Source organism: Amycolatopsis sp. VC5-11, assembly GCF_037034185.1.
Lineage (GTDB): Bacteria > Actinomycetota > Actinomycetes > Mycobacteriales > Pseudonocardiaceae > Amycolatopsis > Amycolatopsis nivea.
Map to the genome: position 1 here is coordinate 47,027 of NZ_JBAGKF010000015.1, position 13,022 is coordinate 60,048.

The 13,022-nt window shown below is 67.6% G+C and carries 13 protein-coding genes; 1 reads left to right on the forward strand and 12 read right to left on the reverse strand.

Annotation, left to right across the window (positions count from 1 at the left end; genetic code table 11):
• Nucleotides 1–472 precede the first annotated feature (472 nt).
• The gene (locus tag WA670_RS33295; protein ID WP_442893145.1) at nucleotides 473–1,210 is read left to right on the forward strand and encodes an RCC1 domain-containing protein; all 738 of its coding nucleotides are present in this window, start codon (nucleotides 473–475) and stop codon (nucleotides 1,208–1,210) included.
• A gap of 335 nt (nucleotides 1,211–1,545) precedes the next feature.
• Here WA670_RS33295 and WA670_RS33300 read toward each other — a convergent pair whose 3' ends face one another.
• The 12 genes from WA670_RS33300 to WA670_RS33355 form a co-directional block, all read right to left on the reverse strand.
• A complete protein-coding gene (locus WA670_RS33300) occupies nucleotides 1,546–2,157 on the reverse strand; it encodes a DUF6801 domain-containing protein (protein WP_238607883.1) in 612 nt (203 codons plus the stop codon).
• A gap of 332 nt (nucleotides 2,158–2,489) precedes the next feature.
• Nucleotides 2,490–3,125, reverse strand: a complete 636-nt coding sequence (locus WA670_RS33305; RefSeq protein WP_037811678.1) for a hypothetical protein — start codon at nucleotides 3,123–3,125, stop codon at nucleotides 2,490–2,492.
• Nucleotides 3,126–3,159: 34 nt separating this feature from the next.
• Nucleotides 3,160–3,630 carry a hypothetical protein gene (locus tag WA670_RS33310; RefSeq protein WP_240691223.1) on the reverse strand — a complete coding sequence of 157 codons (471 nt, stop codon included), beginning with the start codon at nucleotides 3,628–3,630 and terminating at the stop codon, nucleotides 3,160–3,162.
• 512 nt (nucleotides 3,631–4,142) lie between these two features.
• Complete coding sequence (locus WA670_RS33315) at nucleotides 4,143–4,703, reverse strand: hypothetical protein (RefSeq protein ID WP_336160190.1); 561 nt, start codon at nucleotides 4,701–4,703, stop codon at nucleotides 4,143–4,145.
• A 98-nt stretch (nucleotides 4,704–4,801) separates the two neighbouring features.
• Nucleotides 4,802–6,007, reverse strand: coding sequence for an MCE family protein (locus WA670_RS33320; RefSeq protein WP_037811676.1), 1,206 nt, complete (start codon nucleotides 6,005–6,007; stop codon nucleotides 4,802–4,804).
• Nucleotides 6,007–7,059, reverse strand: coding sequence for an MCE family protein (locus tag WA670_RS33325; RefSeq protein WP_037811674.1), 1,053 nt, complete (start codon nucleotides 7,057–7,059; stop codon nucleotides 6,007–6,009). The genes WA670_RS33320 and WA670_RS33325 overlap by 1 nt, the downstream gene beginning before the upstream one ends.
• Nucleotides 7,056–8,054: an MCE family protein gene (locus WA670_RS33330; protein WP_037811672.1), complete on the reverse strand. Its 999-nt coding sequence runs from the start codon at nucleotides 8,052–8,054 to the stop codon at nucleotides 7,056–7,058. The genes WA670_RS33325 and WA670_RS33330 overlap by 4 nt, the downstream gene beginning before the upstream one ends.
• Entirely contained in the window at nucleotides 8,051–9,034 is a 984-nt protein-coding gene (locus WA670_RS33335) for an MCE family protein (RefSeq protein WP_336160193.1), read from the reverse strand. The genes WA670_RS33330 and WA670_RS33335 overlap by 4 nt, the downstream gene beginning before the upstream one ends.
• Nucleotides 9,031–10,032 (reverse strand): MCE family protein, encoded by a 1,002-nt coding sequence (locus WA670_RS33340; protein ID WP_336160195.1) that lies wholly within the window; start codon nucleotides 10,030–10,032, stop codon nucleotides 9,031–9,033. The genes WA670_RS33335 and WA670_RS33340 overlap by 4 nt, the downstream gene beginning before the upstream one ends.
• Nucleotides 10,029–11,270 carry an MCE family protein gene (locus WA670_RS33345; protein ID WP_336160197.1) on the reverse strand — a complete coding sequence of 414 codons (1,242 nt, stop codon included), beginning with the start codon at nucleotides 11,268–11,270 and terminating at the stop codon, nucleotides 10,029–10,031. The genes WA670_RS33340 and WA670_RS33345 overlap by 4 nt, the downstream gene beginning before the upstream one ends.
• Nucleotides 11,267–12,109 (reverse strand): MlaE family ABC transporter permease, encoded by an 843-nt coding sequence (locus WA670_RS33350; protein WP_037712855.1) that lies wholly within the window; start codon nucleotides 12,107–12,109, stop codon nucleotides 11,267–11,269. The genes WA670_RS33345 and WA670_RS33350 overlap by 4 nt, the downstream gene beginning before the upstream one ends.
• Complete coding sequence (locus WA670_RS33355) at nucleotides 12,109–12,882, reverse strand: MlaE family ABC transporter permease (RefSeq protein WP_037811666.1); 774 nt, start codon at nucleotides 12,880–12,882, stop codon at nucleotides 12,109–12,111. The genes WA670_RS33350 and WA670_RS33355 overlap by 1 nt, the downstream gene beginning before the upstream one ends.
• Nucleotides 12,883–13,022: the final 140 nt, after the last annotated feature.

Genomic DNA, 13,022 nt, shown 5'->3' on the forward strand with positions numbered 1-13,022 from the left:
GCGCAAGCATGGGTGGCGGACGGTCGTTTTCCGTTGCGGGAAAAGGGTTTTCTTATGGCCGGGAGCTAGTCTGGAGCCGGTTTTTCATCGGAAACTGACAAAGAATTCGCGCGTTCCCCGCGCAGGCCGCGGGACTGGGAACATCTCTGCGGGAAGCACGGAGGAAGGAGCTGCGATGGCGGCCGGACGCCGGAGATGGCGCAAGGCAGCGACGGCGGTCTTCGCGGTCGTCGTAGTGGGCGCAGGGACCTCGTCGAGCGGTCCGGCAGCCGCGACGTGGGCGCCGCAGCCGACGCGACCGAATGCGGCGGGAGCGCAGCGGGAGGCAGGCAGTGCGGCCGGCGCGGCGAACGTGCCGCAATTGACCGCCGCGGGCGGGCTTTACCAGTGGGGGACGCAAAAAGCGCCCTCGCCCATGCCACCGGCCCTGACCTCGGGTCTCTCCGCGGTTTCGGCCGGAGGAGAGTTCGCGATGGCGCTCAAGAACGGTGCCGTGCTCGCCTGGGGCGACAACAATTTCGGCGAAAGCGAAGTGCCGGCGGAACTGTCGTCGGGCACCAGCCAGATCGCTGCGGGCTGGACGCACGGCCTTGGACTCAAGAACGGCAAGGTGTATGCGTGGGGGAACGACTGGTACGGCCAGACGGAGCTTCCCGCGTCGGTCTCCAGCGGGGTCACGGCGATTTCCACCAGTGCGGTGCACAGTCTCGCGTTGCTGGCGGACGGCCGGGTGGTCAGCTGGGGGAACCGGTCGGACGTTCCGGACTTCGCGCAGTCCGGCGTCAGCGCGATCTCGGCGGGCGGGGATTACAGCCTCGTACTGAAGAACGGCTCCGTATTCGCCTGGGGCAGCAACACTTTCGGCCAGGCGACAGTTCCCGAGGCGGCGCGGTCCGGGGTGACTGCGATTTCGGCCGGGTATGAGCACGGCCTCGCGCTGAAAGACGGCGGAGTGATCGCCTGGGGGCACGACAACGACGGCCAGACCGAGGTCCCCGCGGCGGCCAAGAGCGGGGTTGTCGCCATTGATGCGGGGTGGAACCACAACCTGGTGGTCAAGGCGGACGGGTCGATGGTCCTCTGGGGCAACAACACTTACAGCCAGGCGACGGTGCCGAAACCGCCGGTGTGCGGGCCGGTCACCGGTGCGTCGGCGGGCTACGAGTACAACCTGGTGATCACGGATCTGTCGATCCGCTGCCGTCGGTGAAGCGCCAGGCGGCGAGGGTGCAGGGCCGCGTTTCCGGTGCGCTGGAACGGGGTCACGACTGTTCGTCTCGGGTCGAGCCGGTTGCCGGACGTTGAACGGAGCCGGTTTCCGGTGCGCTGGGAAGCTCGGGCGTTGAACCGGTTTCTCGTTCGCCGCACCAGCGGATCGTTGCCCGCATGCTGAGGAAGGCGCTTCTCCGTGTCACGACGGGAAGCGGTTCTCAGGTGCCAGACCGGGGCACACGGCCGGGCGGGAGCTGGTCTTCTGGTTGGCTGCGCCGGTCCTGGATACGACGGCGGAGGGGCGGCACTCGGCCGCCCCTCCGCCGGAATGGGTCAGGAAATGGTGCCCGAGGGGCTGAAGCTGGTGCCCGACGGGGCGCTGCACTGCATGGTCCACGGGGTCCAGCTGCCGTCTGACGCCTTGTGGAACTCGAGTTGCGCGGAGAGTCCCGTGTCGAGGCCGAACGTCACCGTGCCGGGGGTGCTCGGCGCCGTGTAGGTCGGGATCGACGACGTCGAGGTCTGGGCGATGTTCACCGTGATCGCGCCGCCCGCCGGGTAGATCTGCTCCGGGATCTGCAGGCCGGAGGCGTCCGACGGGGAGAGCGAACCGTTGTCGACGGTGATCGGGACGTCGGCGGTGCCGCGGATTCCGTCGTATCCCGCGGCGGTGAGCAGCGCGTGGACCAGCGCGGTGATGGTCGCGGTGCCGGAAACATTGGACGGCGTCGTGGTGCCGTTGACGGGGATCGTGTCCGGGCCGCCGAACTGCGCGGTGATCGCCACGTTCTGTGCCGGGATGGCCGGGAACGTGCAGCTGTAGTTCGCGGGGCCGGCCTGGTAGGTCGCGGTGGCGGCCGAGGCCGTGCCTGCGGTGAGGACCGCGATCGCGCCTACCGCGACGCCGGTCACCACGCCCGTGGACAGTTTGCTGAGCCGGGGCATACCATTCTCCTTAGATCGGACTGCAGTTTTCGCGGCGATCCTGCGCAGTGGGGACGGAGGTTTCCGCGGATTCCGTTCCGGACCAGGTTTTCGGGAACGGGGATCGGCTCGGTGAGCGATACCGGCCGCGAGCCCAAGGTTACCCGTGAGTTCAGTCGGCAACAACCCTGGTCAGCGCCTTGTCCGCGAGTCGGCGACTGGACCGATTCTTTTGTCATCGGCCGCGTAAACAGTATCGGCGTTTCGTGTGAGCATGACAATTGCGTTCGGGTCGGATATACGAAAACGGAGTGCCGGAAACAGTTTCCGGCACTCCGTTTTCGGGTGGTTGATCAGTTCTTGGAGGTCAAGGTCAGCGAGATGGTGTTGTCCGGTCCGGACACCAGTGCGCCGAGCGCGAGGTCGGCGATGAAGCAGTTCTTGAAGTCCGGGATGGTGTAATTCCCGGTGAGTGTGATCGGCTTGGTGATGTCGACGTTCGCCGCGGTCAGGGTCAGGTCGATCGGCTTGACGGTCGTGCAGCTGCCGGGCACGGTCGGGACCGGGAAGACCGGCACGATCGGACCCGCCCAGATGTCGCTGATCTCCATGTTCGCGGTTTCGTGCGTGGTGAGGGTGCCGTTCGCGAGGGTGCCGGTCGCGGGTGCGGTCGGGGTGACGGTGACCTTCGCCTTGATCTTGAAGCCGCCCGCGAGCAGCGAAATGTGCGCGGTCGCTGGCGGCAATTGCAGATTGGCGTTGAGACCGACGGCTCCGGTTTGATCGTCGACCAGGAGATTTCCGGCGAGACTTCCGGGGCCGAGGTCGAGGGTGCTTCCGGTCTTCTTCACGACCGTGCTGCCCGTAACCGAGTAGGAGATCGGAATGGGTATTTCGGTCGCTGATGCTGGAACGGCGGAGGCGAGGCTGACCGCGGTCGCGGCGGCCGCTGCGAGCACGCCGATTCTGGCGATCCGGGAAATGGGCATGACGGTACTCCTTCGGCGGTGAGGAAACAGAATTTCATCGGGGAGCTAGATCGGTGACGAACCAGTTTCCGTCAATGCGTTCAGCGGTGACGGCCAGTTGCGCGGCGGCTGCCTCGGGAGTGGCGGAATTCCCCCTCGTGGCGGACTGGTCGAGGAAAACGAGCAACTGTGCGTGATCGTTCGTGAGGTGCTGGACGGAGGCAGCGGAGACGCGGGAGGTGAGAGTCAGGCGTTGGCTCGGGGCCATTGTGCGGACTTGGGCGAAGAGTTTTTCGTAGGAATCGCGGGCGTGGCCGCGGAGCAGGGTGGCGGCGGCGTTCTCGGTGACGTCGGTTTTGTCGTAGGTGTAGGAGAAGATCTTGTTGAGGGTGAGGCTGATGGCGGAAGTAGCCGCGGCGGTCGCGGGCTGATCGGTCAGCGCGCGGTTCGAGGCGGCGGCGGACGCGCTGGTGGAACGGGCTTCGACGGTGCACCAGACGCCGACGGCGGTGAACAGGACGGTCAAGGACAGGAGGAGAGCGAGGAGGCGGGTGTTGCGGGGATGCTCGGCGTTGGGGCCGGGAGCGGGAGGTTTGGCGGGTTCGGTGTCGGCGGGTGGTTGGTGGGGATCGGAGGTTGTTGTGGTGTGGGGAGTTGAGTCGGTGCGGGAGGAGGTGGCGGTCGCGGGAGAGGGTGGCTGAGCGGTGGTGTGTGCTGGCTGAATGGCTGCCGCGGTGGTTCGCTGGTCGGTGGCTGAGGCTTGGGCGGGGTTCGCGGGTGGCTGGGCGGATTCGGCTGGGGCAGTGGCGTGCTCGGGAGCGGTGTGCGCTGCTGCGGTGGTCTCGGGTTCGGAAGATGCCTTGGCAGTTCCGGCACCGGAAGTGCGTGGCTGGACGGCTGCGGCTGGTGGCTGGTTGGTGCTTGCTGCATGTGGCTGGGCGGCGTCGGCAGCGACAGTGCTGGGGCGCGCGGAGTCGGTTGCGGCCGCAGCGAAGTCAGCGGGTTCGGTGCGTGGCTTCCGCCGGTGCAGGGAGAGCTTCATGACCCCGCCACCCCCAGTTGCTCCAGTGAGCTGAGTTTCCAGCCGGAAGCTGTGCGGGTCATCGTCGCGGCCAGGCGGGTGCGGCGGATGGGCTGTGCGGTGCCGTCTTTGGTGACGGTGATTTCCACGGAGGCCAGGAGTTTCGCGGTACCGGCGTCGGCGTCTAGGTCGGAGAGTCCGGCGTCGAGGACGTGGCCTGTGGTGGCGGAGCCGTCGGGCGGGACGTTGCTTGGCAGGGTCGACTGGAGAGAGCCGGTCGTCGCGGATTGCCAGTGGGTCAGGGTTTGGTCGCGGTGTTGGGGGTCGAAGGTGGTGACCGTGGTGATCAGGGTGCGGCCGGCGGTGACGGCTTCGTCGCGGGTCGCGCCTCCGGCTGAGGCGGGGGCAGTTGCGGCGGCGTGCCACGACCAGGCTGACCAGGCGGCGAAAGCGGCGGCTGCGGTCAGGGCGATTCCGGCGGCCCACGTCCACCTGCGAGGGGATTTTGCGGTCGTGGGGGAGGCGGTTGTGTCGGTCGCGGAGTCGGCGACGCGTGAGGACTCCGCGTCAGGCAGCAAATCGGAGGAGGTTGTGTCGGTCGCGGAGTCGGCGACAAGCGAAGACTCCGTGTCAGGCGGCAAATCGTCGACGGAGGAAGTCTCGTCCGGTGGGAGCGTCAGTTTCCCCGGCGTAGCCACAGCATCTCCTCCAGATCAGTCGACGTCGGAAGTCCGGCAGCCGCCGCGGGGAGGCCGCCTGGGTGGGCGGGCTCTGGGACTCCGGGGTGTGGTGCGTGCTGGGAGCCGCGCACCGACGACGGGTCTCCGGCGGGCAGGGTGCAGGCCGCCGAGGTGTTGAACGGGAGCACCGGCAGCTCGGCGCTGCTGCGGATCTTCGTGCTCTCGTACCCTTTCCGGCACGGTGGCGGGTCGAAGAACGTCAGGGCCAGCGACAGCCGTCCGCTGTCGGGGGTGATGGCTGACGACGTTGCGGCTACGGTTTTCGGCAGCGTCACCAGCAGTTGCTCCAAGCCGTCCGTTCGGGCGCTGAAGACGTCGGCTGTCGTCAAGAGGTTGGCCATCAGGATGGGGAGACCGGGGCTGTTGTCGCGCAGCAAGCCCGTCACCTGGGTAGCAGCCGGCGGGGCGGTCGCGATCAGCTGGCGCAGGTCACCGTCCGACGACGCCAGTTGCGAGGCGAACAGGTGGGCGTTCCGGCTGAAGTCGCGCCACGCGGTCGAGGACGCGGCTTGCGTTTTCAGGACTGTCGAGCCGTCGTCGAGGAGTTTTGTGGTTTGGGGCAGGTGGGCGGAGGCGGAATCGGTGAAGGACCTCGCGGTGTCCATCAGCAACTGCAGGTCTGGGCCGCTGCCTTGCAGGGCGTTGTCCAGTTCGTTGACCACGGTGCGCAGGTCCTCGGTCGGGACCGACGACGTTAGCGAGTCCACGTCGGACAAGAAGGTCTGCACGGGAAGGGGCAGGGTGGTGGAGCTCCGGGGGATGACGCTGCCGTCCTCCAGATAGGGACCCCGGTCGGTGGTCGGTTGCAGGTCGACGTATTGCTCGCCGACGGCGGAGCGGTTCGCGACGATTGCGCGGGCGTTCGAGGGGATCTGCGGGGCGGAGGTGTCCAGCAACAGGTCCGCTTCCATGCCGTGTTCGGTCAGGTGTAGTTGGCCGATCCGACCGACTGCCACGCCTCGGTAGGTGACCTCGCCGTTGGTGAAGATGCCGCCGCCTTCGGAAAGTTCCAGGTGCACGGTGTAGGTCCCGGCTCCGAAAAGACGCGCGATCCCGGCGTATTTCGCGCCGACGAACGAAGTCGCGGCCAGCGCGACTATCACGAAGGCGATGACCTGGATCCGGATCCGTCTGGTGAGCATCACTGGCCCCCGGAAGGGGGAGGCAGCGTCGGAAGGCCGGGCGGGACGCCTTGACCCGGCGGCGGCAGCGGGACACCGGCACCGGGCGTGACCGTGGCGTAGACGTTCAGGTAGTCGCCCTTGATCGCGTCCAGGACGGGGTCGGTGAAGGGGAACGAGGGCAGGATTTCCAGCGCCTTCGGCAGGTTCTGCCCCGCATCGGCCAGGCGGCGCAGGATGGGCGCGAGTGCGCGCAGGTCGGCGGCCAGGTCGTCGCGGCTCTTGTTCGTGACATCAGTGGCCACTGTGGACAGTTGGTCCAGCGATTGCAGCATGGTCACCAGCTGCGGTCGCTGGTCGGTGAGGGTCTTCAGGCCGGGGGTCAGGTCGGTGAGGGCGTCGGCGATCTGCTGGTTCCGGTCGGCCAGCGACGCCGACAGGTGGTTGAGGCCGTCCAGTGCGGCGGTGATGTCGCGGCGGTGCGCGTCGAGGTTCGTCATCAGCTGGTTGACCCCGGACAGGAAGCTGCGGATCTCCTCCTCGTTGCCGTCCATGGCCTTCGTCAGTTCGCGGTTGATCGTTTGCAGCTGCCCGATCCCGCCCCCGTTGAGCAGCAGCGACAGTGCGCCGAAGATCTCCTCGAACTCCGGGTTCCGGTTGGTTCGCGACACCGGGATGACCGCCTTGTCGCCCAGCTGCCCAGAAGGGGACGCGACCGGCGCGGCCAGTTCCACGAACTTCTCGCCCAGCAGCGACGATTGCCGCAGTCGGGCGACGGCATTCGCGGGCAGGTGGACGTCGCCGTTCACCGCCAGGACGGTTTCGGCGGTCCAGCCGTCCGCGCCCAGGCGGATCGATTGAACGCGCCCGACCGGGACGTCGTCCACCTTCACCGCGGCTTGCGGCACCAGGTCCAGGACGTCGGCGAACTGGACGGTGACCTCGTACGGATGCGCGCCTAGGTCCGCACCGCCGGGCAGCGGGAGGTCGTAGACGCCCCGGAAGCCGCCGGGTGCGGCGCAACCGGCCAGCGTGCTCACCGCCAGCGCCAGGAAGAGCCTTCGCGCCTTCATCGGCCACCTCCCGTCACGGCCGCGTCCGTCGTCGGGAACGGCAGGTAATCCAGTAGGTCAGCGCGGCCTTGCAGACGTCCGGTTTCCGGATCGACCGCGTTCAGCACGTTCTGCGCGGCCAGCGGGGCGACGTCCAGCGCTTCGGCCAGCGACGCGCGTTGGTCGACCAGCGTCTGCGTCGTCTTGGCCAGTTTGTCTACATTGGACTTGATCGCGGCCCGGTTGTCCCGGATGAAGCCCTGGACCGAAGCCAGCGCGCCGCCGAGCGAGCGCAACGCGTCGGACAGTTCGCCGCGGTTCTCCGCCAAGGTGGCCGACACCTTGGCCAGCTGCTGGTTCACGTCGGCGACCTGGCGGTCGTTCGTGGCGAGCATGGTGGTGAACTTCTGCAGCTCGTCGACGGTTCCGAACAGGTCCTGCGAGTTGCCCGCTAGGGTGCGGGCGAGGCGGGCGAAGTCGCGCACGGACGTGTTGAACGCCTTGCCGTTGCCGTCCAGGTTCGCCGCGCCGGTGCGGAGGAGATCAGACAGCGCGCCGTGGGAGTTCGCGCCGTTCGGGCCGAGCGCCTTGCTCAGTGTGTCCAGGCTCGAATACAGCTGGTCCAGCTCCACGGGCGTGCCTGTGCGGGCAGTGCCGATCACCGCGCCGTCGGCTAAACGTGGGCCGCCTCGGGCGAGTTTGCCCAGCTGGACATAGCGGTCGGCGACCACGCTCGGCGCGATGACCAGCGCGGTGGTGTCGGCGGCGACGGGGATATGCGGATCTACCGATAAGTCGACACGAACCTGACTGCCCTGCGGAAGGACCGCGGTGACCTCGCCGACCTTCACCCCGAGCACCCGGACGTCGGATCCACTGTAGACACCGACGGCCCGCGAAAAGTACGCCGTGACGCGGTATCGGCCGGACCCGGAGAACACCCACCACAGGACGCCGCAGACCACCAAGGCCATGACCAGCAGGAAGACGACGAAACGGTACGCGCGCGTGGTCATTTCGCGCCTTCCTTCGGCGGGGTGCACGGATCGCGGTTCTCCGGCAGGAGGCCGCACAGGTAACTGTCGATCCAGCGGCCGTTGCCGGCGGTGTTGGTCAGCACGCGGAAGTACGGCCCGGCGAGCTTGAGGCTCTGCGCGAGGTTCTCGTCCTGCCGTTGCAGCAGATCGGTCACGCGGTCGAGCTGCTGCAACGCCGGAGCGAGCTGCGCCGTGTTGTCCGCGACGAGTCCGGACAGCTGCTTAGCGAGCTGCTGGGTGCTGACGAGCAGCTGGTGGATCGCGTCGCGGCGGTGGTCCAGTTCGGTGAGCAGCAGGTCGCCGTCCTTGACGAGTTTCTCGAAGTCGTCGTTGGAGTTGGCGATCGTGGTGGTGAGTTTGCGCGCGTTGGCCAGCAGTTCGGCGATCTCGTTGTCGCGCGAGGAGATCATTTTCGACAGCGCGCTCAGCCCGTCCAGCGCGGTGCGGACGTGCTGCGGCGAGTTGCGGAAGGTGTCGCTGATCGTGGAGAAGCTGGTCGCGAGCTGCTTCGTGTCGATCGCGCCCGCGGTGTCGGCGAGGCCGTTGAACGCGTCGGTCACGTCGTACGGGGTCACCGTGCGGTCGCGCGGGATCGGCTGGTCCGGGTCCTGCTCTGCCCGCCCGGCCGGGTCGAGGGCCAGGAACTTGCGGCCCAGCAACGTCTTGATCTTGATCTGCGCCGACGTCCGGTTGCCGATCCAGGCGTTCTTGACCCGGAAGCTGACCAGCACGTGGTCGTCGTCCAGGTCCACCTGGGACACTTCGCCGACCTTGATCCCGGCGATCCGCACCTCGTCGTCCGCCTGCAGTCCGGCGGCCTCGCTGAATTCGGCCTGGTAGGTGGTGCCGCCGAGGAACGGCAGGCGGTCGTAGTTCAGCGTGCCGGTGAGCACAGCGGCCAGCGCGAGGCTGCCGACGACCCCCAGCACGAGCGGATTGCGCTCCCGGAACGACTTCACGCGCCACACCTCGCCGCGGTCTCCGCCACGCCGCGCGGCGGCGACGTCTCCAGGACGGCTTTGCACAGATAGAAGTTCATCCACGAGCCGTACGACCCGAGCGTGCCGATGCGGTCCATCTTCTTGGGCAGCGTGGTCAGTGCCTTGTCCACGTCGGCCTCCCCCCTGTTCAGGTTCCGGGTCAGCGCGTCGAGACCGGAGATGCTGTCCTTGAGCCCGGGCCGGATCTCGGTGAGCAGCCCGCTGGTGGACTGCGTCAGCTCGGCCAGTCCGGACACCGCGTCGCCGATCGCCGTGCGGTCCTCGGCGAGCCCGGACACGAGCTGGCGCAGCGTCGACACCAGCGTCGCGAGCGAATCTCCCTTGCCGTTCACGGTTTTCAGCACCGAGTTCAGGTTGCCGATCACCTCGCCGATGACCTGGTCGCGGCTGGCGAGCGTGCTGGTGAGCGATCCGGTGTGCTGCAGCAGTTCGGTCACCGTGCCGCCTTCTCCTTGCAGCACCTGGACAATCTCGCCGGACAGGTCGTTGACGTCCTTCGGCGAGAGAGCCTGGAAGAGCGGTTTGAAACCGTTGAACAGGTCGGTCAGGTCGAGCGCCGGAGTCGTGCGGTCCAGCGGGATTTCGCCGCCGGACGGCAACACTCCGGCCGGGTCGCGGGGGCGCTCCAAAGCGAGATAGCGCTGGCCGACCATGTTGCGGTACTTGATCACCGCGGTCACGTTCGCGGGCACCGTGCGGCCGTTTTCCAGTGAGAAGCTGACGTGCGCGCGGTTCTGGTCGACGACGTCGAGGCCTTCGATCTGCCCGACCTTCACCCCGGAAATCCGCACGTCGTCGCCGACATTCAGCGCGGTGGCGTCGACGAAAGTGGCCCCGTACCGCTGGCTCCCGCCGACCGAGCCGCCGGTGATCGACAACGCGAGAATGACCGTCGCGAGCACGGTGACCAGGATGAAGATCAGGCTTTTGACCAGGGGAGCGGCAAGGTTTCTCACTTCGCCGTCACCTCCGTTCCGCGATAGAGCGGGCCGACCAGGACGCTGCTCCACATCGGCACGTCAGCGGTCGGAACACCCAGCTGGGGCGCGAGCAACGGGCCCAGGAACTGCTGCTCCTGCGGGGAATTCGCGATACCGAGGTCGCCGGTCGACGGCACGGTCGCCGGAGTGCCCGCGGTCGGCGTCACCCCGCTCGGGTAGCAGCGCGGGCCGGTCTTCTCGGTGTACGCCGGATCGTCCTTGCCCGGCACGTATTTCCCGCGCGACTTGGACACGGTGACCTCGACGTGCAGCCCGGGTTCCTTCGTTCCGGCGCCGAGGACCTTGTCCATCGACGGTTTTAAGTCGGTGAGCGCCTGTAGAGTGCAAGGGAAGCTGGGGGAGTACTTAGCACCGATTTCGAGCGGACGGCGGCTGTCCGCGGACAACGCGATGATGTTGTTCCGGTTCTGCTGCAGGAACGTCGTGAGGTCCTGCGACGACGTGGTCACCTGCTGGTACAGCGAGCCGAGGTCTGTGCGCTTGGCGTTGATCGTGCCGAGGGTGACTGACGAATCGGTGAGCGCGTCGAGCAGATCGGGTGCGATGTCGCCGTACATCTGGGTGACGGTGGCGAGGTCGCGCACGTTTCGGTCGAGCTGCGGCAGGTTCGGGTTGAACCGCCGCAGGTAGTCCGACGCGGTCGCCAACGTCTTGCCCAGCTGTTCGCCGCGGCCTTGCAGCGCGGTGGAAACCGCGGTCAGCGTGGTGGCCAGTTTCTGCGGCTGCACGGCCTTCAGTACCGGGAGAAGGTTGTCGAAGACGCGCTCCAGTTCGATCGCGTTCGCCGACCGGTCCTGCGAGATCACGTCTCCGGCCCGCAACGGGCGCTTTCGGCCGGTGTCCGGAATGGACAGTTGGACGTACCGTTCGCCGAACAGGGTCTTGGGCACCAGCAACGCGGACACGTTGACCGGCAGCCATTTCACCTGCTCCGGGTCCAGCGCCAGCGAGATCTCCGCACCGCCGCGGATCGCGCGCACGCCCCGGATCTCGCCGACCACGACGCCGCGCGCTTTCACCTGTCCGCCCGCGCGCAGCTGGTTGCCGACGCGGTCGGCTTGCAGTGTCACCGGGACCGTCGTGGTGAAGTCCTTGTTGTAGATCTTCACCGTGAGCAGCACGAACGCCGAAAGCGCCGCCAGGAACAGCACCCCGGCGGTGCGGACTCCGGTCTTGTGCCAGCGCCGGTTCATCCGGCCACCTGCACGGTCGTCGTCGCGCCCCAGATCGCGAGACTGAGGAAGAAGTCCAGCACGCTGATCGCGACGATCGCCGTCCGCACCGCCCGGCCCACCGCGACGCCGACGCCGGCCGGACCGCCGCTCGCGCGGAAGCCGTAATAACAATGCGCGAGCACCACGACGACGCTGAAGATCAGCACTTTCCCGAACGACCACAGCACGTCGCCGGGCGGCAGGAACAGCAGGAAGTAATGGTCGTACGTGCCCGCCGACTGCCCGAAGCCCCACACCGTGACCTGCCGCGACGCGAGATACGACGACAACAGGCCCACGGCGTACAGCGGAATCACCGCAATGAACCCGGCGATCACCCGCGTGGTCACCAGATACGGCACGCTCGGGATGCCCATCACTTCAAGCGCGTCGATCTCCTCCGAGATCCGCATCGCGCCCAGTTGCGCGGTGAACCCGCAGCCGACCGTCGCCGACAACGCCAGCCCGGCCACCAAAGGCGCGATCTCGCGGGTGTTGAAGTACGCCGAAATGAACCCGGCGAACGCCGACGTGCCCACCTGGTTCAGCGCCGAATAGCCTTGCAGCCCAACGACAGTCCCGGTCGCGACGGTCATCCCGACCATCACGCCGATGGTCCCGCCGATCACCGCGAGCGCGCCGCTGCCGAAGCTCACCTCGGCCAGCAGCCGGACGATCTCGCGCAGGTACCGGCGCACCGCGCGCGGCACCCAGCCGAGCGCGCGCAGGAAGAACAGGATCTGGTCGCCGAGGGTGTCGAGGAAGCCCAGCCTGCGGTCGATGGCCTCGAGCACGCGCGTCGGAGTCGGGGTGGCCATCAGCTTCCCTTCGGCGGCACGAGCTGGAGGTAGACCGTGGTGAGGACCAGGTTCAGCACGAACAGCAGCAGGAACGTGATCACGACGGACTGGTTCACCGCGTCGCCGACGCCCTTCGGCCCGCCGCGCGGGTTCAGTCCGCGATACGACGCGACGACCGCGGCGACGAACCCGAACAGCAGCGCCTTGATCTCGCTGATCCACAGGTCCGGCAGCTGCGCCAGCGCGGAGAAACTCGCCAGGTACGCGCCCGGGGTGCCGCCCTGCATGATCACGTTGAAGAAGTAGCCGCCGAGCACGCCGACCACGCTGACCATGCCGTTGAGGAACACCGCCACGCCCATCGCGGCCAGCACCCTCGGCACGATCAGCCGCTGGATCGGCGAAACCCCCAGCACCTCCATCGCGTCGATTTCCTCGCGGATGGTGCGGGAACCGAGGTCGGCGCACATCGCGCTGCCGCCCGCGCCCGCGATCAGCAGCGCGGTCACGATCGGGCTGGCCTGCTGGATGATCGCGAGCACGCTCGCCGCGCCGGTGAACGACTGCGCGCCGATCTGCGTGGTCAGCGACCCGATGTGCAGCGCGATCACCGCGCCGAACGGGATCGACACCAGCGCGGTCGGCAGGATCGACACGCTCGCGATGAACCAGAACTGCTGCACGAGTTCGCGGAACTGGAACGGACGGCGGAACGTCAGCCGGACGACGTCGAGACCCAGCGCGTAAAGCCGGCCGGTCTGGTGCAGTGCCGCGGCGCCGGGAAACGCCATCGCCCGACCTCCCAGCAATTTCCGGGCACGGCGGAATGCCCGCCGAACGCCCGTTCCGATGCTGGTCCGAATGGCGGACCGGTCCGGTGCGGAAACTCCGGCGGGGTTACCGTGCGGTTTCGTTACTGGTCAGTACGCTA

Excerpts from the sequence above, each read along its gene's own strand:
- WA670_RS33350 (WP_037712855.1), bottom strand. The coding sequence starts at position 12,109 with ATGGCCACCCCGACTCCGACGCGCGTGCTCGAGGCCATCGACCGCAGG.
- WA670_RS33320 (WP_037811676.1), bottom strand. The coding sequence starts at position 6,007 with ATGCTCACCAGACGGATCCGGATCCAGGTCATCGCCTTCGTGATAGTC.
- WA670_RS33300 (WP_238607883.1), bottom strand. The coding sequence starts at position 2,157 with ATGCCCCGGCTCAGCAAACTGTCCACGGGCGTGGTGACCGGCGTCGCG.
- WA670_RS33325 (WP_037811674.1), bottom strand. The coding sequence starts at position 7,059 with ATGAAGGCGCGAAGGCTCTTCCTGGCGCTGGCGGTGAGCACGCTGGCC.
- WA670_RS33330 (WP_037811672.1), bottom strand. The coding sequence starts at position 8,054 with ATGACCACGCGCGCGTACCGTTTCGTCGTCTTCCTGCTGGTCATGGCC.
- WA670_RS33345 (WP_336160197.1), bottom strand. The coding sequence starts at position 11,270 with ATGAACCGGCGCTGGCACAAGACCGGAGTCCGCACCGCCGGGGTGCTG.
- WA670_RS33355 (WP_037811666.1), bottom strand. The coding sequence starts at position 12,882 with ATGGCGTTTCCCGGCGCCGCGGCACTGCACCAGACCGGCCGGCTTTAC.
- WA670_RS33295 (WP_442893145.1), top strand. The coding sequence starts at position 473 with ATGGCGCTCAAGAACGGTGCCGTGCTCGCCTGGGGCGACAACAATTTC.
- WA670_RS33305 (WP_037811678.1), bottom strand. The coding sequence starts at position 3,125 with ATGCCCATTTCCCGGATCGCCAGAATCGGCGTGCTCGCAGCGGCCGCC.